Raw genomic sequence first — 20,292 nt, forward strand, 5'->3', positions numbered from 1 at the left:
TTCACCGGAGGATCAGTATGCAGCAGAAATGGCAGGATGTAGATGCGTACCTGGAACGTAGTTTACTTCCGAAGAATGCTAATCTGGCGCAAACCCTGGCGCTGAATGCTGATCGGGGCTTGCCGCCACACGATGTGTCCTCTCTGCAAGGGCAATTTCTGATGCTAATGGTACAGATCAGTGGTGCACGGCGGGTACTGGAAATCGGCACGTTGGGGGGCTTTAGTACTCAATATATGGCGCGGGCGCTGCCGCCGAACGGCAATCTGGTCACGTTGGAGAAAGAAGCCGTCAATGCGGAGGTGGCGCGTGAGAATCTGCTGCGGGCCGGTTTGCAGGATCAGGTGACAATTATTGTCGGCGAAGCGGCTCAGTCGTTACCAACTTTACAGCATCAGCCGCCATTTGATCTGATCTTCATTGATGCCGATAAACGGAACAGTCTGCTTTATCTGGAATGGGCTATCAAGCTCAGTTGTGTCGGAAGCGTAATCATTATGGATAATGTTATCCGCGGCGGCGCGATTGTTGATGTGCAGCGTGACGTGCATGCCGAAGGAATTTGCCAGATGCTGACCGCGGTGAAGGGGTTACCGGTGTTAACCGGCACCGCGTTGCAGACCGTTGGAAGTAAAGGCTGGGATGGTTTTGCCCTGTTTCGCGTACAAAATCGATAACCCTTCTTTGCTATTGTTATGTCCCTGAGACGAGAAGGTTGCGTTCAGTCTTTAACCATTGGTGTAGATGCGCTGATTTACATTATACGATTAAGTGAATATTTGGGGCCGGAGCCAATCGGGTTGAAGCCATCTGCCCTTGATTTTGTGTTCACTCTGTTTTCAAACCAATCAACGAAAGCGAAGTCACTGTGGCAATACATCAATACCCCCCCGGAGTCGAGCGTAGACCGAGCAATATTGCGGTTACTTTTGAGTAAGGCGTTATTACTGCCTTCTATGTGATAATTCTGTTCGGTGTTATTGTTCACTCAAATAATATGACACCAATAATAGTGAGATTAATTTCAGTTCAGGGAGTGGTTACTGTATTAGTGAATATTGTCTTGAGTGGAGTTATTGCCTCGGGTAATACTCGTTTCATCTGTGATTTTTATATTAAAAATAAGAAAGTGCCACAAATTATGGTTCACTTAATCAGGAGATAATAATACCTAATTCTGAAATCAAAAAGGAAATCTGCCATGCGTCCAATTTAACCCCTGTAAGGTTGACTTTTCGTAAATCGAGTCCATGAAGCGATGAGCCTCTTAAGTCGCATTCGGTGAAATCGGCATCAGTCCATCGGATACCTGAAAACTCGCCATTAGAGAGATCCGAGCCTTTAAATATAGCTTTCGTAATATCTGTTTCAAACCATTTGTTTTCCCTCAGTATACAATCTTCCATAATGATGCCTGCCAGGTTTGCATTGCTGAGATTGCAATTCTCTATTTTGCCCGAGCAGAAAAATTTATTTTTGGCAATTAAATTTGCAAAGCTGGCGTTTTCAAAATCTGCACCTATCAATCTACAGTTCAGAAATTCTGCGCCAAAAATATCGGCATAGCTAAAAGAGCTTAATGATAAATCACAGTTAATAAATTTGGTTTCTCTTATATTTCCATGATGGAATGAACATCCCATATTCCTCTCTTTATCATAGAAATTGCATGAAATAAAGGTAGCTCCACTTAGATTTCTCCGCGTAAATTCACATTCGGAAAAATCGGCTAACTCAACTGTTTCTCCGGTAATAACAGGAACATTTTCATTATTAAAATGTAAGGTTTTCAACGTTACCACCCGGCTATCCAGTTCTCTTCTTATGACAGTATTTTGGTAATTCTATTCGCTGAGTGTAATAGATTACTAACTCCTGACCAAATTTTGCTACAAGTTCAAGAATATTATCTCTATTCAGGAAGCCAGATTCAGCGCGCCACGACAAGGCGTGCTCGACATCCGAACGGTATGTCCGTGACCTCGATTTGGTGGCTGCTGCCACAGAGACTGATGTCATGTACTACTCTATTTATATTGGTAAATCTGTCCCGGCAAGCGTTGAAAGACGCTCCGGCGTACCACTCAGGGATGCAACTGGATTGAACGCAGGAGGGCGCTATGCGCTCTGGGTGGTACTGCGTGTTTATACCCGTCATCTTTCAAGTGGCAGGTGTGTTGGCTGCGTTCGCTTACCCGAATCACTTACCTGAGTAAGCTCATCGGGACGCTCTCTTGCCGCCTTCCTGCATCTTGAAATCTATTGGGTATAGCTTGTCATTACGGTTGCGTTCGCAAACAAGAGCGAAGCGGCGCTTTTTCCGCTAGCAGTAAGTATCTCTCCAGAGGAACGATGAAATGCCTATCCATCACGTTGATTTAAATAACCAGTCCAGTCGGTTGGATATTTATGCCACGAAAGCCTCACAAGACAGCCTCCCCAAGTATCAGCTTCCAAAAGGTCGTACTGAACCTCGCGCTGCCTATGCGCTTGTCCGGGATGAACTTTTGCTGGACGGGAATGCTCGCCAGAACCTTGCAACCTTCTGCACCACGTGGGTGGAGGACGAGGTCAAGCAACTCATGACCGACTCGATCGACAAAAACATGATCGACAAAGATGAGTACCCCCAAACAGCCGAAATCGAAAATCGCTGTGTCCACATCATTGCTGATCTCTGGCACGCTAATAAATCTCGGAAAACGGTGGGGTGTTCAACGACCGGATCAAGCGAGGCGGCCATGCTGGGCGGTCTGGCGTTCAAGTGGGCATGGCGTAAGCGCCGGGAAGCAGCAGGTAAGGATACGAGCAAGCCAAACATCGTGACGGGTCCGGTGCAGATCTGTTGGAAGAAATTCGCTCGGTATTTCGATGTTGAGATCCGTGAGGTGCCACTGGAAGGAGACGCCCTTGGTTTGAAACCTGAAGACCTACGCCAGTATTGCGACGAAAACACGATCGGTGTCGTGGCGACGCTGGGTGTCACCTTCACTGGTATCTATGAACCCGTTGAGGCCCTGGCGAAGGAACTCGATGCAATGCAGCATGACCTCGGGCTCGATATTCCCATCCACGTGGATGCGGCATCCGGCGGATTCATCGCCCCTTTCATTCAGCGCGACCTTGTCTGGGATTTCCAGCTGGAACGTGTCAAATCTATCAACGCCTCTGGCCACAAATATGGCCTGGCCCCCCTTGGTGTGGGCTGGGTGATCTGGGCATCCCAGGAAGACCTGCCCGAAGAGTTAATCTTCTACGTGGATTACCTCGGTGGCAACATGGCCACATTTGCGTTGAACTTCTCGCGCCCCGGCGGCGAGATCATCGCGCAATATTACAACTTTCTGCGTCTTGGCCGCGAGGGTTATACAGCGGTCCAGCAGGCCTGCTCTGACACTGCCCAATGGCTGGGTGAAAAGCTGGCGGCGATCGAGTGTTTTGAGATGGTCTATGATGGTCATGGCGGTCTTCCCGCAGTTGCCTACAAGCTAACCGATACGGTTCAAGGCTTCACGCTTTACGATCTGTCGGAACGGGTACGGATGGGCGGATGGCAGATCGCTTCCTATCCATTGCCAATGAACCGTCAGGAAACGGTCGTCCAACGCATCCTGATCCGTCATGGGGTCAGTCGGGATCTGGCGCAACTGCTTCTCGACGATATCAAGCGAGCGATCGATCACCTCACGAAGAACCCGATTCTGAACTCTACGGCGAAGCCGGGGTTCCATCATGGCTGATCTCGAATGCGGTGACAGGACGATCCTGAAATCCGCCATCAATAGCTTGGGATTGCCGTTGCTTTTCATCGCCAGGTCTGCTGTAGCCCAGGGCGATGCTACCCCACCGACCAGCGGCGTTATTGGGCAGGTGTTCGACACGATCCGTCCTGTGACGGAGACGGGAATTCACGGCTTTTTCCAGCTCTTGGGCAACCAGCCTATTGCGTTTGTCCTGCTCGCACTTGCCCTTGGCACGCTGATCGGAAAGTTCAGCTTCAAGACTATTTCCCTCGGGTCTACGGCAGGTACCCTTTTGGTGGGGATCGTGCTCTCGATGATCGCCGAAGCCGCGTATGGCATTACCTATGCGATTCCGGGCATCTTGTCGTCCTTCATGCTGCTGCTCTTCATGTATGCCCTCGGGCTGAAGGTGGGACCGCAGTTCTTTTCAGGTCTGCGAAAGGGTGGCCTGGCGTTTGTCTGCATCGGACTGATCGTCTGGAGTCTGAACTGGGTCATCTGCTATTTCGGGGCAAAGCTGGTAGGTCTCGCACCGGGCTATGCGACCGGGTTGATCTCGGGAAGCTATACCATCACGGCGATCCTGGGTGTCGGTCAGGGCGCACTGGCCAGTGGGGCGTATACGCCACCGGCGGGCATGACGGTCGCGGAAGTCGGTGCCAATATGGCGGCCGCTTATGCGATCAGCTATGTTCTGTCTACGGTGGGCATCATACTGTTGATCCGCTATCTTCCACGCATCTTCGGTCGAAACGCTGTCGCCGACGCGAAACTGGCGGAGGCCGAGTTCAGCGGTGGTGCTACGCATCCTGTGCCAGGTGCCCCCGGTGCGTTGGTTATGGGGTTTTCTCCCTTCGGCGTCCGCGCCTTTGCCGTCACACATGAAAAGTTCATCGGTCGCACGGTGTCGCAACTGGCCGAAGACTTTCCCGAAGCGCCCATCCTGCGCGTCGTACGGGGCGGCGAGATTGTTGACCTGGACAGTGACCCGACGGTGGAAAAGAATGACATCGTCACGGTGCGTGCGGATGTGGACAACCTTATCCTGGAAGAGGGCGAGTTGATTGGTCCGGAATCCGATGACCCGCTGGCTCGGAATGTCCCGATAGAGGTTGCCGATGTACACATTAGCTCGCACAAACTATCAGGGCAGAGTTTATCGGATCTTGGCCGGATTATGCCGGGCGGCGTCGCCGTGCGGGCCCTGTTTCGTGGCGGTACTGAACTGCCTCTCGGGCCAAAGAGTGATGTCCGGTTCGGTGACGTACTGCGACTGAGTGGCCCAGACGTGGCACTACAGAAAACGGCAAAGCGACTGGGCGGACATGCCATCCTGCCGACCATGAAGTCAGAGGTGCTTTATCTCGCGCTAGCCATGTTGGTGGGCTATCTCGTGGGTATTGTTACAGTTACGATTTCGGGTATCCCCTTTGCGTTCGGAACATCAGCCGGGGTAATCATGGCGGGTGTGGGCGTGAGTTATTTCCGAAGCCGAAATCCTGACTTCGGTGGCCCTGTACACGAAGGCGCGCGGAGCTTTCTTCAGGATTTCGGTCTGAATGCCTTTGTCGCTGTCCTTTCGGCCAATGTTGGTCCCAAGGTTATTACTGCTCTTGGCGGCGACACGATACTGTGGCTTGCATTGATCGGTGTTATTGGAGCACTAGTGCCGCCGTTTGTTGCTTTCTGGATTGGGATCAAGGTGTTTGGTCTGAACTCGATCATCGCCGACGGTGCCGCCACGGGAGCCCGCAATAGCACACCGGGCTTGAACGCGATCATAGAGGAGTCTGGTAGTTCCATCGCTGCCGTACCCTATCCGGTTGGCTATGCGTTGACGACAGTTCTTGCTCTGATTGGTGGCTACTTCTCAATGATACTGTCTTGATGGTGCTAGGTAAGACGGGTTTTATATATAGCGATCTTCGTTGATGACAAACCGGGAGATCGCTAAACGGCTCTGTGCCTGAACTCCAGGGTATATTGTTGTCTTGTCATCGTGGCCTTGCTTTCGTTGGTTGATGTGAAAACAAGGTAAGGACTAAATCAAAGACAGATCAGCAAGTTCAACAGTGCAAAAAAAGACCGAAAAGCAATTGTGCTATTCGGTCTTTCCGCGATTGAGTTTTGGCGGGTTAGCCCGCAGTCGACATTAAGCCAGATCGAAACGGTCGGCGTTCATGACCTTAGTCCATGCCGTAACGAAGTCCTGCACAAACTTGCCCTTATTGTCGTCTTGTGCGTAGACCTCAGCGTAGGAACGCAGTATCGAGTTTGAGCCGAAAACCAGATCGACACGCGTGGCGGTCCATTTCACGGCGCCTGTCTTGCGGTCGCGAATTTCGTACAGGTTGCGCCCCGCAGGCTTCCAGGTGTAAGCCATGTCGGTCAGGTTGACGAAGAAGTCGTTTGTCAGAACACCCGCACGATCAGTGAACACCCCATGCCTGGTGCCGCCGTGATTGGTGCCGAGGACGCGCATACCACCTACCAGAACCGTCATCTCGTGCGCGGTCAGGCCCAACAGTTGAGTGCGGTCAAGCAACAACTCTTCGGCGTTGACGACGTAGTCCTTCTTCATCCAGTTACGGTAACCGTCGGCCAACGGCTCCAGCACATCGAACGACTCGGCATCCGTCATGTCCGGTGTGGCATCGCCACGGCCAGGTGCGAAAGGTACGACGACGTCGAAACCCGCCGCTTTGGCAGCTTGCTCGACTCCGACATTCCCAGCCAGGACGATGACGTCGGCCACACTGACCTTGGTCTGTGCCGCAATACCTTCCAGTACGGCCAGCACCTTGGCCAGCCTGGCTGGTTCATTGCCTTCCCAGTCCTTTTGTGGGGCCAGACGGATGCGTGCGCCGTTGGCGCCACCGCGCTTGTCCGAACCCCGGAAGGTGCGGGCGCTATCCCAGGCCGTGGACACCATTTCACTGATGCTCAGCCCGCTGGCTGCGATTTTTGCCTTGACGTCGGCCACATCGTAATCCTTGCGACCGCCAGTCACCGGATCTTGCCAGATCAGATCTTCTTTCGGAACATCTGGGCCAATGTAGCGTGCCTTCGGTCCCATGTCGCGGTGGGTCAGCTTGAACCAGGCGCGTGCAAAGGTTTCAGAGAAGTAGGCTTGGTCTTTGGCGAAGCGTTCCGAAATCTTCCGATACTCAGGGTCCATCTTCAGGGCCATATCGGCATCGGTCATGATCGGGTTATGGCGGATAGAAGGATCCTCGACATCGGCTGGCTTGTCTTCTTCTTTGATGTTGATCGGCTCCCACTGCCATGCACCTGCCGGGCTCTTCTTCAGTTCCCAGTCATAGTTTAATAACAGGTGGAAAAAGCCGTTGTCCCACTGGGTGGGGTGGGTGGTCCACGCGCCTTCGAGACCGCTGGTCACCGTGTTGCGGCCAATGCCGCGGCTGGTCTTGTTGATCCAGCCCAGGCCTTGATCTTCTACATCAGCGGCTTCGGGATCGGGGCCTAGTTGCTTCGCATCACCGTTACCGTGGCACTTGCCCACCGTGTGGCCGCCAGCGGTCAGGGCCACGGTTTCTTCGTCGTTCATGGCCATGCGCTGGAAAGTGACGCGCACGTCGTGGGCGGTTTTGATCGGGTCGGGTTTGCCATCTACGCCTTCCGGGTTCACGTAGATCAGTCCCATCATCACAGCGGCGAGTGGGTTTTCCAGATCGCGCTCGCCAGAGTAGCGGCTGTTAGCACTGCCACTGGGGGCCAGCCACTCTTTTTCTGAACCCCAGTAGGTATCCTTCTCGGGGTGCCAGATATCTTCCCGACCAAAGGCGAAACCAAAGGTTTTCAGACCCATCGATTCATAGGCAATCGTGCCAGCCAGGATGATCAGGTCAGCCCAGCTGATCTTGTTGCCGTATTTCTTCTTGATCGGCCACAGCAAACGACGTGCCTTATCCAGGTTGACGTTGTCGGGCCAGGAGTTGATCGGTGCAAAGCGCTGATTGCCCTTACCACCGCCGCCACGACCATCAGCAATGCGATAGGTCCCTGCCGAGTGCCAGGCCATACGGATCATCAGGCCACCGTAGTGCCCCCAGTCTGCCGGCCACCACTCCTGGCTGCTGGTCATCAATGCCTTCAGGTCTCGTTTTAACGCTTCGACATCGAGCTTCTTGACTTCTTCCCGGTAGTTGAAGGCCGCACCCATCGGGTTGGTCTTGCTGTCGTGCTGGTGCAGGATGTCCAGGCTCAGGGCTTTAGGCCACCACTCCATGTTGGACATGCCCGCAGATGTGGCACCGCCGTGCATGACTGGACACTTACCAGCGGAACTTGCATTTTTATCTTCCATCGAGCACTCCTGTTATTTGTTGATATTTTTGACTAAAAAGCGATGTAGGCCCGCATCTACTCGAAATGTCCTTGCAGATGCTTTTAAAAAAAAAGCTACAGCAACTATAGGCTCGCATGTGCCATTTTGAAATGGATGAAGGGGGGGTTTCTGACCAGAATGACTTAATCATTGTAATAGGTAAAAACAATGAATTCAGGGAAGGATAGGTGGAATGGCCTATTGACGACCCCTGGCAGACAGTTACACGCTGTACCTGATGAGCCACAATTTCTACTTGAATGTCACCGTTCCCGAGACCAACAGTTTGCACAATATGTTTCTCATCAAGCCGCCAGTGGCTGGCGGTTCGGTTATGAGGTACGTTGTTGTTGATTGGGTTCAGGCACCGTAGCCCATCACCTGCAACAGGTGTTGCGCCTGTCGCACCGCATCTTGACGGTGCGTGACACCGAGTTTCTGATACAAATTGCGAATGTGGGTTTTTATCGTGGTGGCAGCTACCGTCAGCTCACCGGCAATCTGGTCATTACTGTAACCGGAGTAAATCAGCCCCAGTACCTGCCATTCGCGCTGGGTCAACGGACTGGTGCGGATCAGTTCTGGTACCTGCGGATGGGTCAGTAACTTATTCACAAAGCTTTCGTCAAAATGGGCGAATTTATGCCGGTGATGCTGATTGATATCGCGCAGGATTTGCTGCGCCCGGCGCTGTGCCATGTCCGGCAGTAAATTGAGCTGAATAAGTTGGCGCAACTGCTGCGCCATCATCTCGCTTTCAATCACAAAATGGCTGATAAACCCGGTGCGGTTGGCGAGTTCCAACGCTTCAATCAATACACGCTGGGCTTCATTTTTACGTCCGGTGCGCCAGTAGAGCAGGTTGCAGAGGATCAAGTTGCGATTGAGGTCGCTTACCAGCTTCAACTGACGGGCATTGGTATTAAGTTCATCAATCACGACTTCGGCTTCGTCGAACTGTTCCAGCAGAATTTGCATGCGGGCAATGTTGCGCCACTGGCCTTGCAGGAAATGATTGTCGGCCATGCCGGGCTTGAACGTCTGGTTAAGCCAACTGCGCGCCGAGGTTTTATCGCCGACCATTTGCCAGTAAATCACCCGAGGTTTGTCGGCATTGGTCAGCCAGTCAGTGTGGTACTGGCCGTTTTGTAGCAGGCTTTCGCAGCGCTGTAAGTAATGGTGCGCATTATCGAGATGTCCGCGGGCCAGTGAGCATTTGGCCAGCATGGCCAGGCACTGCAACTGCTGCTGGGGATGGAAGTTAGCCAGCACTTTCAGTCCGTCACGGGCGGCGTTTTCAGCATCGTCGAGATGCGCCCATGACCACAAAAGCTGTGAGCGCAGCCGCAGCAGAAATTCGTGCATCGGCAATTGCTCCAGATGCTGTTCACGTACCAGTTCAAACGCCTTGTCCTGTGTTTCATAAGCGGCCTGCAAAAACCCCTGTGCAATCAGAATTTCACTCTGTTGCAGCAGTGCCCACAGGGCATAGTGGCAAGCTTCGTGGCGACGGGCAATCTGTTCTGTTTGCTGCATCAGGGGCAACGCGCGGCTTAAATCACCCTTGCAGTGCTGAATTTCGCCGGTCACCGAGGTGGCGACAATGCGGCTGTAATAGCTGGAATAGGGCAGATACCGCAGCGCATGCGTCGCCAGTTTCTCGGCTTCATCCTGCTTGCCGTCATTAATGGCGGCCTGTGCCCGCAGCGCATCAAATTCGGCGTTGAGGGTTTTATCCATCTCGATGTGTCGGCGTTGCATTTCGTTTTCGGCGCGTTCCAGCAGCATTTCTACTTCACTGTAACGATGCTGGCTTTGGGCCAACCAGGCTTGTAGTAGCGCCAGTTTCGGAGCCTGAATCAGCCATTCATACGGTAGCGCATTCAAGCACTCTTCCAGCAACGTCAGTTCGCTTTGATTGAACAACGACCATGCGTGTTGCAGTAGTATATCGCGTAGTAAATGGGTGTCATCTGCGCCGAGTGCGTGATGAATAGCCTCTGTCGGGAAGTCCAGAGCGAGCCATCCCTCTGCCGCGAGGCGGTGAATAGCCGGTAACTCGTCCGACAGTTCCCATTGGCAGCGCTGGCGCAGGAACGTGGCAAATAACGGGTGGAAGTTGAACCATTCACCGCTGTCGTCCATGCGGTGAATAAACAACCCCTGACGTTCAAGCTCCTCCAGTCGCTGCTGGCCGTTATCTTCGCCGGTCAGTTTGACGATCAAAGAATCATTCATCGAGCGCAGCAGTGAACAGCGCAACAGGAAGTTACGGGTTGGCGCATCAACGCGGTCCAACACTTCATCTCCCAGATATTCTGAAAGATGGCTGGCGTTCAGTCCGGCCAGTTTTTTAGCTGACTGCTGCGCTGACGCAGTAGATGCGCTGGACTGGCGTGCTGAGAGTGCAATCAGTTGCAGCGCGGTGGCCCATCCCGCGACGTCGTCACACAGACGGCCGCTTTCAGCCCGTTCAATCGGCTCTGACAGACGGCAGTCAAAGAATTGTTGGGCTTCGGCATGATTGAAGGCCAGTTGCGCGGCATTCAGCTCCAACAGTTGATCTCGCACACGCAGATTGGCGATGCCTAATGGTGGCAGGGTGCGTGACAGCACCATCAGAGTGATATTTTCCGGCTGATGGCGCAGGAAAAAGCGCATCCCTTCGTGGATGGTGTCATTGGAAATCAGATGATAATCGTCAATCACCAGCAGCAGCGGGCGGTGCCAGTCAGACAGCTCGACAAATAGCTGCGCAAACAGCGCCGACAGGTTCGCGTACTGATGTTTCTGGCTAAGTGCGTCACTTTTGACGCAGTGCCCGCCGGTGGCCTGTTGGATAGCGGCCACCAGATAGCTGGCAAAACGCTCCGGTTTATTGTCGCTTTCGTCCAGAGAATACCAGCCAATATCGTTTTTTCCGGCTGCCCAGTGGGCAACCAGCGTGGTTTTTCCGTAACCGGCAGGCGAGGCGACCAGTACTAGACGGTAATTTTGCGCAGAGGCAAGTTTGGCCAACAGGCGCTCGCGCACTACGGTATTTTGTAGCCGCACCGGGCGGCTGAGTTTCGAAGGGATTAGCATGGTTATCCATTCTTATGACGGTAAACTAACGGGAGGTATATTTGTTTTACAATGCGTAATTAATATTATTACCAAGGTCTTTCAATGCAGCGGGTATAACAATATTGTTACGTTTTTATGTGTTGGTAAGTTGCACTGCATCACAGTTTTACTATTTGTTTTTACGCTACTTAATTCCGTCTGTACTACGCCCTTTATCTCCTCCCTCTCTAATCCCCGGCGGGATGATGCCGCTCAGCAGGCTTCCCTTCAGCATACCGTTATCGTCTGCAAAATTACCTGTTCAGAGAGGACCTATGTCACAACTCACCTTAGAAAAAACACAGTTTCAGGATGCCCTGACCCGCCAGTGGCAAGGGTTTGGTCTGCAAAGCGCACAGGATATGACGCCGCATCAGTGGTGGCAGGCAGTCAGCAGCGCGCTGTCCGAACAGCTCGCTGCGAGACCTCTGGTGCAGGAACAGGATCAGCGTCACGTAAATTACATTTCGATGGAATTTTTAATTGGCCGTCTGACTGCCAACAATTTGATTAACCTCGGCTGGTACGACAGTGTGCGTGAAGTGCTGTCTGAGCAAGGCGTAGAACTGGCTGATGTGCTGGAACAGGAGACCGATCCTGCGCTGGGCAACGGCGGGCTGGGACGCCTGGCTGCCTGTTTTCTTGATTCAATGGCGACGGTTGGCCAGCCGGCTACCGGTTACGGGCTGAACTACCAGTATGGTTTATTCCGTCAGTCATTTGAGGAGGGCAAACAGCAGGAAGCGCCGGATGACTGGCATCGCGAAAGCTATCCGTGGTTCAGCCACAACAGCCGCTTGGCGGTGGACGTCTCCTTTGGCGGGAAACTGACGAAAAACAGCGCCGGAGTGGAGCAGTGGCAGCCTGCGTTCAGCCTGCGTGGCGAAGCCTGGGATCTGCCGGTGGTCGGCTACCGTAACGGCGTCAGTCAGCCGCTGCGCCTCTGGCAGGCAACGGATCTCCACCCGTTCGACCTGACGCTGTTCAACGACGGACAATTCCTGAAGGCCGAGCAAAAGGGCATTGATGCCGCCAAACTTACCAAGGTGCTCTACCCGAATGACAATCATCAGCAGGGCAAACGCCTGCGTCTGATGCAGCAATATTTCCAGTGCGCCTGTTCGGTGCGAGATATTTTGCGCCGCCATCACTTCCTTGGCCGTAAGATTGAAGATCTGCCTGCTTTTGAGGTTATCCAGCTTAATGACACTCACCCGACTATTGCTATTCCCGAGTTGCTGCGCATTCTGATCGACGAACATCAATTGACCTGGGATGCCGCCTGGACTATTACCAGCAAAACCTTCGCCTACACCAACCACACGCTGATGCCGGAGGCGCTGGAGTGCTGGGATGAGAAACTGGTCCGTAGCCTGTTACCGCGCCACTTCTCGCTGATTAAGCAGATCAACGCCCACTTTAAAAAGTTGGTGGAAAAACAGTGGCCGGGCGACAATGCGGTATGGGAGAAGCTGTCGGTGCATCAGAACAAGCAGGTACATATGGCTAATCTGTGCGTGATCAGCGGGTTTGCGGTCAACGGTGTGGCAGCATTGCATTCTGATTTGGTTGTGAAAGATCTGTTCCCTGAATATCACCAGCTTTGGCCGAATAAATTCCATAACGTGACCAACGGTATCACGCCGCGCCGTTGGCTGAAACAGTGCAATCCGGCGCTTTCTGCGCTGATTGATGAGAGCCTGAAAAGCGAATGGATCACTCATCTTGATGCGCTCAACGGGTTAGAAAAATTCGCCGATGACGCGGCCTTCTGCGAGCGTTATCAGCAGATCAAATATGACAACAAAGTGCGTCTGGCCGCCTACGTTCAGCAACGTATGGGCATCACTCTGAACCCGGAGGCAATTTTTGATGTACAGATCAAGCGCCTGCACGAGTACAAACGCCAGCATCTCAATTTGCTGCATATCGTCTCACTCTATCGCCAGTTGCGCGAGAACCCGCAGATGGATAGGGCGCCACGCGTATTCCTGTTCGGTGCCAAGGCGGCACCGGGTTATTATCTGGCAAAAAATATTATTCATGCGATTAACAAGGTGGCGGAAAAGGTCAACAACGATCCGATTGTCGCCGATCGTCTCAAAGTGGTATTTATTCCTGACTACCGCGTATCGGTGGCTGAGCTGATGATCCCCGCGGCGGATATCTCTGAGCAGATCTCGACCGCCGGGACGGAAGCTTCCGGCACCGGCAACATGAAACTGGCCCTGAACGGCGCGATAACCGTCGGCACGCTCGATGGCGCCAACGTCGAAATCGCCGAGCAGGTCGGTGAAGAGAATATCTTCATCTTCGGTAATACGGTCGATCAGGTTAAAGCCCTCAAAGCGGGCGGTTATGATCCGCTGGAGTGGCGCAAAAAAGATAGACACCTTGATGCGGCGCTGAAAGATCTGGAAAGCGGTATGTTCAGTGACGGTGACGAGAGTGCCTTCAGCCTGATGATCGACAGCCTGCTGACTGGCGGCGATCCTTATCTGGTATTGGCCGACTTTGCCCAATACTGCCAGGCGCAACAGCAGGTTGACGCGTTGTACCGTGATAAAGCGCAATGGACACGACGTACTATTATCAATACCGCTCGTGTCGGCATGTTCAGTTCAGATCGCTCGATCCGCGATTATCAGCAGCGGATCTGGCAGGCGAAGCGCTAAAGGGGCAGGAATGAAGAGCAAGCAACTCGAACAGGCGGCAATCGAAGCGGGGATCGTTGCCGGATACATCAACGCTCACGGTAAACAACAGGCTATTGCTGCGGCCACAAAACGGGAATTACTTGAGGCGATGGGTTGGCAACCCGGTCAGCAACAGGCCGTTCCCTCGCCGGTACCGGTAGTGAAGGTGTTTATTAAAGGCAACCGTCTGGCGTTACCGATCGCTGGTGAAGGTGAATTTCAGTGGCAATTACAGCTGGAAAACGGTGCGGTCCAGCAGGGCCGCACCAGTGCAAAAATGACGCTGGCGCTGCCCGGTAAAATTCCGACCGGCTATCACCAACTGACGTTGACCCAGAAAAGTCAAAACTGGGTGTGTCGGATCATTGTTGCGCCGAAGCGTTGCTATGAACCTGATGCACTGATGGCGGGCAAAAAGCTCTGGGGTGTCTGTGTGCAGCTTTATACGCTGCGTTCGGAAAATAACTGGGGCATTGGTGATTTCGGCGATCTTCGTCAGTTGGTCAATGAGATAGGTCGTCGCGGCGGTGCCTTCGTCGGCCTCAATCCGATTCATTCGCTCTACCCTGGTAACCCGGTGGCCGCCAGTCCTTATAGCCCGTCCTCGCGGCGCTGGTTGAACGTGATTTATATTGACGTCAACGCGGTTGAGGATTTTCAACTGAGTGAAGAGGCTCAGCGTTGGTGGTATGAGCCGCAAACGCAGAAAATCCTTAAAGAAGTCCGCGATAGTGCCTGGGTGGATTATGCCCGCGTCATGCCGCTGAAACTGACTGGATTGCATCTGGCACATCAGCGATTTGTGACACGCCGCGACAGCGATTCTATGCAAAAGGCATATCAGCGGTTTGTCCGTGAAGGTGGAGAAAGCCTCTATCAGCAGGCGGTTTTTGATGCGTTGTATGCTCATCTGGCGAAGCAGGGTGATGAACCGGGTGGCTGGACGCACTGGCCGCAGAAGTATCGCAGCGCACAACGTGCTGCGGTGAAAGCCTATTGTGAACAGTACGAAAGCGAGGTTGATTTCTATCTCTGGTTGCAGTGGCTGGCTGAATGGCAATTGGCCCGTTGTTACCACGATAGCCAGCAGGCTGACATGCCGATCGGCTTGTACCGAGATCTGGCGGTGGGCGTGGTAGAAGGTGGCGCGGAAACCTGGGGCGATCGCGATGTCTATTGCTTGAAAGCCTCGGTGGGCGCGCCACCGGATATTCTCGGCCCTCTCGGCCAAAACTGGGATCTGCGGCCAATGGATCCACACGTTATGGTCAAGCGTGCCTATCAGCCGTTTATCGATCTGCTGCGTTCCAATATGACCAACTGTGGCGCAATGCGTATTGATCATGTGATGACATTATTGCGGTTGTGGTGGATCCCTTGCGGGGAAACGGCGGATAACGGCGCCTATGTGCAGTATCCGGTGGACGATCTGCTGGCGATCCTCGCGCTTGAGAGCCAGCGGCATCGCTGCATGGTGATCGGCGAAGATCTCGGTACGGTACCGGCGGAGATCGTCAGCAAATTGCGTGAAAGCGGGGTGTACTCCTACAAAGTATTGTACTTCGAGCGTGATACCGATAACAATTTCCGTGCGCCACAGTCCTATCCGGTACAGGCGATAGCAACTATCACCACCCATGACCTGCCAACGCTGCGTGGTTACTGGCAAGCCGACGATCTGACGCTAGGTAAAAAACTCGGTCTGTATCCTGATGAAGCGGTGTTGGATGAGCTGTTCGTCGACCGTGCGCGTGCGCGACAGGGCCTGCTCGACGGCTTGCACAATTATGGCTGTGTGCCAAAGAATACCGGTCATAAAGCCGATGCGATGGGCATGACCCCGACGCTCAGCCGTGGCCTGCAACGTTATATGGCTGACAGTGCCTGCGCCTTGCTGGGACTTCAGCCGGAAGACTGGCTGGATATGCACGAACCGGTCAATATTCCCGGCACCATAGACGAGTACCCCAACTGGCGGCGCAAACTGACCTGCACGCTGGAAGCGATGTTTGCTAACGATGACGTCAATAAGTTGATCAAGGACCTGGATAAACGGCGCAGGAAAGTGTCAGTGAGTTAGGTTTTGTCGCGTTGATCAAATGCTTTATCGAAATGGGAAAGGGTTTCCGGGATTAAATGGAAACCCTTTTTTTGTCGCTATCCTGATTGAAAATATAAAAAAAGCGGCCTTTTCAGGCCGCCGAAAGAACGTCAGACACAGAGGTACTACCAAAAAAACAACGAGGGCCTTGCACTCTACCCGTCATACTTCATGTCACCGATGCTCGGCAGGACTCACTCATCCCGGTCACAGGATACGGTCATGCGCCTGGACGAGCCTTGAGTTTGCCACCTTCCTGCAACCCGAGTGATTCAGGGTATAAATCTATCCTTTCACACCACCGGCTGTTAAGCCTCCAACCAGCCAGCGTTGGGCCACCAAGAACACGGCAGTGATGGGTATTGCCGATAAAATCGCGGCGGCGGCAAAGTCGCCCCACAAGTAGTTTTGCGGGTTAAGGTATTGCTGCATACCGACTGCCAGTGTGTAGCTGTTGACGTCACGCAGCAGCAGCGAAGCGACCGGAACTTCGGTGATGGCGGCGATAAACGACAGAATAAATACTACCGCCAGGATCGGCACGGACAGCGGCAACAGTACCAGCCTGAACGCCTGCCACGGCGTGGCGCCGTCGAGTGACGCGGCTTCTTCCAGCGAATTATCTATGGTTTCGAAATAGCCTTTGATGGTCCATACGTGTAGCGCAATTCCTCCCATGTAGGCAAAAATTACTCCGCCGTGGGTGTTCAGCCCAAGGAACGGCACATATTGGCCGAGGCGGTCGAACAGGGCGTAAAGCGCCACCAGTGAAAGTACCGCCGGGAACATCTGGAATATCAACATGCTTTTCAGCAGAGTACTTTTGCCGCGAAAGCGCATGCGGGCAAAGGCATAAGCGCAGGTGGTAGAGAGCGACACAATACCTATCGCGGTGATCACCGCAATTTTGATTGAGTTCCACAGCCACAGCATCACCGGAAACGGCGGCGGGGTGATGCTGCCATCGGCGTTGGTCACTGCCATGCCGAGTGCCAGCTTCCAGTGATCCCACGACACGTGATCGGGAATAATACTCCCGGTGGCGAAGTTGCCGGGCCGCAGCGAGATAGCAAACACCATCAGCAGCGGGAAGAGGATCAGCGCCACAAAACACAGTAACAGCAGATGCGTCACGAGCAGTCTGATTTTTTGCGACTTCGGTTTAACCATGGGCATTTCTTATTTCTCCTTGGTCGGCTAGTCGAACTTCATTCGACTGGCTTTCAGATTCACCATCGCCAGCGCACCCACCAGAATGAAAATCAGCGTCGCAATGGCTGCAGCCAGCCCGAAGTCCTGCCCGCCTCCACCTTCAAAAGCGATGCGGTAGGTGTAGCTGACCAGCAGGTCGGTGTAGCCGGCGGGTGTGGTGGTGCCGAGCATATCCGGGCCACCATTGGTCAGCAACTGAATGAGCACGAAGTTGTTAAAGTTAAAGGCAAAACTGGCGATCATCAGCGGCGTCAACGGTTTGATAAGCAGCGGTAGCGTGATGCGGAAAAAGTTCTGCATTGGCGTTGCGCCGTCCATGGCGGAGGCCTCATAGAGATCCTCGGGAACGGCTTTCAGCAGGCCCATACACAGGATCATCATGTACGGATAACCCAGCCAGGTATTGACGATGATAATCATGGTCTTGGCGGTCAGCGGGTCACTGAACCACGCCGGTCTGATGCCGAACAGGCTGCTGAGCATCAGGTTGATTTCCCCGAAACTCTGGTTGAACAATCCTTTGAAAATGAGAATGGAAATAAACGCCGGTACCACGTAGGGCAGGATCAGCAGCACCCGATAAACCGCTTTGCCTTTCAGTTCCTCCCACTGCACCACGCAGGCCAGCACCATGCCGACGGCCACGGTCAGGACCACGGTCAGCAGTGAGAAAATAATGGTCCAGACGAATATAGACAAGAACGGTTTCTGGATGCCGTCGTCATGCAGCACGCGCAGGAAGTTGGCCCAGCCGATATTGACGGTAAATCCGGGGCTGAGCTTTTCGGCCTGCCATTCGCCGTTGGCGTTCACCGCCTGATAAAAACCGCTCTTCATGTTGGGACGGTAAGTGACGCCGGTTTTCACATTGGTCAGCTGTTTGCTATCTGCGGATTTTTTATACAGCGGCTGACTGGCAGAAAATTGGCGCAGTGAACTCATGCGCAGGGTTTCTCCATCGGGAAGCTTTGCTGTCAGTTCTCCCAGCGCCTGGCGGTTTTGGGTAATCACCCGCAGCCCGGCTTTTTCACCCTGCGGCATCGGCGCGGGTGCCAGCGTCAGGGTCTGCGGTGTGGTGGCGTTGAACTCAAACGGTGCGGACACCAATATAGCGCCGCTATCAGGCGCATTCAGCACCAGGCGCCAGCGAACCGTCTTTTCACCTGCCGGATACAGGCCAAATGGATAGGTTTTTTCGGCCTGAAACTGGCGATCCATCAGTACTGACTGGGCGCGTTCAAAGGTCAGTTGGTTGGTACTGCTGTAATTGGTAAAGGCGATAAAAATGGTACATACCAGCGGAAACAACACGAATAACGACATACCGGCCAGACCGGGATACACGTAGCGCCATGAATAAGCGCGGCGATTGGTGTAAATATAGAGGCCGACGGAGGAGAGCAGCAGCGTCAGCATGGCAAACAAATATTCTCCCTGCGCATACATCAGTACGATCAGGTAACCGGTGATCAGTGCGAACAGGCCAATAATCAGCCTTTTCAGAACATCGCTTATCTGCCGTTTTTTGCGAATAGGCAGTCCGGTTTGAGCTGCTTGCATAGAGTCGTCATCCTTCAGGTTGCTGCGGCGGGAAGGCGTTTCCCGCCGTTTTATTTACGTGTTATTTGATGATGCGAGTTTCCGCTTCTTTCAGCGCCTGTTTCACGGTCTGACGGCCATTGATGGCATTGATAATTGCACTGCGCTCAGCGTACCAGAAGGCGCTCATCTGCGGGATGTTCGGCATAATTTCACCCGTTTTTGCGTTAGCCATGGTAGCGGCAATACGCGGATCTTTCTCCAGCTTTTCCTGATAAGACTTCAGCGCCACTGCACCCAGCGGTTTGTCTTTATTGACGGTGGCCAGACCTTCATCGGTTATCAGATAGTGTTCAAGAAACTCTTTCGCGAGATCTTTGTTCGGGCTGGCAGCGTTAATGCCTGCGGACAGTACGCCGACAAACGGTTTGGATGGCTTTCCGTGGAAGGTTGGCAGCAGGGTAACGCCGTAGTTGATTTTGCTCTTGTCGATGTTTGACCATGCCCACGGACCGTCAATGGTCATCGCAGTCTGACCTTTGTTGAAGGCTGCTTCAGCAATGGAGTAGTCGGTATCGGCGTTGATGTGCTTGTTCTTCACCATATCGATGATGAATTGCAGACCTGCCTGTGAACCTGCATTGTCCACACCGGTGTCTTTGATGTTGTATTTGCCGTTCTCGTACTTGTATGCGTAACCGCCGTCAGCGGCGATGATTGGCCAGGTGAAGTAGGGTTCCTGTAGGTTCCACATGATGGCGCTTTTACCTTTGGCGCGTAGTGCAGTGTCCAATGCCGGGATCTCTTCCCAGGTTTTCGGGGGGGTCTTGATAATGTCTTTGTTATAAATCAGCGACAGCGCTTCAACGGCGACCGGATAGCCAATCAGCTTGCCGTTGAAGGTTACGGCGTCCCAGGTGAAAGGAAAGAGTTTGTCCTTGAAGGCCTGGTCCGGGTTGATCTCAGCCAGCAGACCTGACTGCGCGTAGCCACCAAAGCGGTCATGGGCCCAGAAGATAATGTCCGGGCCATCGCCGGTGGCAGCCACCTGCGGATACTTCTCTTCCAGTTTATCTGGATGTTCCACCAAGACTGGAATGCCGGTGTCTTTCTCGAATTTTTTACCGACTTCCGCCAGCCCGTTATAGCCCTTGTCTCCGTTGATCCAGATAACCAGTTTGCCTTCTTCTATTTTGGCAAAAGCAGAAGAGGACAGTACCAGTGCAGCCAGCGCTGACAGTGCCAGAGTGCGTTTGACCAATTTCTTTATGTGAAAAGTCTTGATGCTGATAGTCATAATCCAATCCTTTTGAGTTTCTGTCGGGAGTCGGGTTTTTTATATGAAGTTTGGATGCTTATCAAAGATGAAGAAAAGCGTACCGGACTAGTGTCGGCGATAAGGCCGTATGGCTTCATCATCCCCAGCTCTACGCCCCCGGCTCTGGTTGTGTGATCCAGTTAACACTGCCGCGCTTTCTGTGGAGGAACACGCAAAAACCGGGGTAGCATTTTGCCGTTAAGATCACGAATTTGACTTTTGGTGTGAAC

At 53.2% G+C, this 20,292-nt stretch carries 11 protein-coding genes; 5 read left to right on the plus strand and 6 right to left on the minus strand.

What is annotated here, in order from left to right:
* The first annotated feature begins 17 nt into the window (after positions 1-17).
* On the plus strand, positions 18-677 hold the full coding sequence (locus PCO85_04960; GenBank protein ID WJV54788.1) for an O-methyltransferase: 660 nt from the start codon (positions 18-20) through the stop codon (positions 675-677).
* 477 nt (positions 678-1,154) lie between these two features.
* On the opposite strand, the gene PCO85_04965 is transcribed toward PCO85_04960, so the two are convergent.
* Positions 1,155-1,793 (minus strand): pentapeptide repeat-containing protein, encoded by a 639-nt coding sequence (locus PCO85_04965; GenBank protein WJV54789.1) that lies wholly within the window; start codon positions 1,791-1,793, stop codon positions 1,155-1,157.
* A gap of 564 nt (positions 1,794-2,357) precedes the next feature.
* On the opposite strand from PCO85_04965, the gene PCO85_04970 reads away from it, so the two are divergent.
* A complete protein-coding gene (locus PCO85_04970) occupies positions 2,358-3,740 on the plus strand; it encodes a glutamate decarboxylase (GenBank protein WJV54790.1) in 1,383 nt (460 codons plus the stop codon).
* Complete coding sequence (locus tag PCO85_04975) at positions 3,733-5,631, plus strand: hypothetical protein (GenBank protein WJV54791.1); 1,899 nt, start codon at positions 3,733-3,735, stop codon at positions 5,629-5,631. Before PCO85_04970 ends, PCO85_04975 begins: the two co-directional genes overlap by 8 nt.
* A 264-nt stretch (positions 5,632-5,895) precedes the next feature.
* Here the strand turns inward: PCO85_04975 and katG are convergent, their stop codons facing one another.
* On the minus strand, positions 5,896-8,070 hold the full coding sequence (gene katG, locus PCO85_04980; protein WJV54792.1) for a catalase/peroxidase HPI: 2,175 nt from the start codon (positions 8,068-8,070) through the stop codon (positions 5,896-5,898).
* 381 nt (positions 8,071-8,451) lie between these two features.
* A complete protein-coding gene (malT, locus tag PCO85_04985) occupies positions 8,452-11,175 on the minus strand; it encodes an HTH-type transcriptional regulator MalT (GenBank protein WJV54793.1) in 2,724 nt (907 codons plus the stop codon).
* A 296-nt stretch (positions 11,176-11,471) separates the two neighbouring features.
* Between malT and malP the strand changes: the two genes are divergently transcribed.
* Together malP and malQ are read left to right on the plus strand one after the other, a co-directional pair.
* Entirely contained in the window at positions 11,472-13,871 is a 2,400-nt protein-coding gene (gene malP, locus PCO85_04990) for a maltodextrin phosphorylase (GenBank protein ID WJV54794.1), read from the plus strand.
* Positions 13,872-13,881: 10 nt separating this feature from the next.
* Positions 13,882-15,972, plus strand: coding sequence for a 4-alpha-glucanotransferase (gene malQ, locus PCO85_04995; GenBank protein WJV54795.1), 2,091 nt, complete (start codon positions 13,882-13,884; stop codon positions 15,970-15,972).
* Positions 15,973-16,278: 306 nt separating this feature from the next.
* Here the strand turns inward: malQ and malG are convergent, their stop codons facing one another.
* The 3 genes from malG to malE form a co-directional block, all read right to left on the minus strand.
* Positions 16,279-17,169 (minus strand): maltose ABC transporter permease MalG, encoded by an 891-nt coding sequence (gene malG, locus PCO85_05000; GenBank protein WJV54796.1) that lies wholly within the window; start codon positions 17,167-17,169, stop codon positions 16,279-16,281.
* Positions 17,170-17,190: 21 nt separating this feature from the next.
* Positions 17,191-18,765: a maltose ABC transporter permease MalF gene (gene malF, locus PCO85_05005; GenBank protein WJV54797.1), complete on the minus strand. Its 1,575-nt coding sequence runs from the start codon at positions 18,763-18,765 to the stop codon at positions 17,191-17,193.
* Positions 18,766-18,826: 61 nt separating this feature from the next.
* Positions 18,827-20,041, minus strand: coding sequence for a maltose/maltodextrin ABC transporter substrate-binding protein MalE (gene malE / locus PCO85_05010; GenBank protein WJV54798.1), 1,215 nt, complete (start codon positions 20,039-20,041; stop codon positions 18,827-18,829).
* Positions 20,042-20,292 lie beyond the last annotated feature (251 nt).

It is taken from the genome of Prodigiosinella aquatilis (assembly GCA_030388725.1).
Lineage (GTDB): Bacteria > Pseudomonadota > Gammaproteobacteria > Enterobacterales > Enterobacteriaceae > Prodigiosinella > Prodigiosinella aquatilis.

Excerpts from the sequence above, each read along its gene's own strand:
- katG (WJV54792.1), bottom strand. The coding sequence starts at position 8,070 with ATGGAAGATAAAAATGCAAGTTCCGCTGGTAAGTGTCCAGTCATGCAC.
- malP (WJV54794.1), top strand. The coding sequence starts at position 11,472 with ATGTCACAACTCACCTTAGAAAAAACACAGTTTCAGGATGCCCTGACC.
- PCO85_04975 (WJV54791.1), top strand. The coding sequence starts at position 3,733 with ATGGCTGATCTCGAATGCGGTGACAGGACGATCCTGAAATCCGCCATC.
- malF (WJV54797.1), bottom strand. The coding sequence starts at position 18,765 with ATGCAAGCAGCTCAAACCGGACTGCCTATTCGCAAAAAACGGCAGATA.
- malQ (WJV54795.1), top strand. The coding sequence starts at position 13,882 with ATGAAGAGCAAGCAACTCGAACAGGCGGCAATCGAAGCGGGGATCGTT.
- PCO85_04960 (WJV54788.1), top strand. The coding sequence starts at position 18 with ATGCAGCAGAAATGGCAGGATGTAGATGCGTACCTGGAACGTAGTTTA.
- malT (WJV54793.1), bottom strand. The coding sequence starts at position 11,175 with ATGCTAATCCCTTCGAAACTCAGCCGCCCGGTGCGGCTACAAAATACC.
- PCO85_04970 (WJV54790.1), top strand. The coding sequence starts at position 2,358 with ATGCCTATCCATCACGTTGATTTAAATAACCAGTCCAGTCGGTTGGAT.
- malE (WJV54798.1), bottom strand. The coding sequence starts at position 20,041 with ATGACTATCAGCATCAAGACTTTTCACATAAAGAAATTGGTCAAACGC.
- malG (WJV54796.1), bottom strand. The coding sequence starts at position 17,169 with ATGCCCATGGTTAAACCGAAGTCGCAAAAAATCAGACTGCTCGTGACG.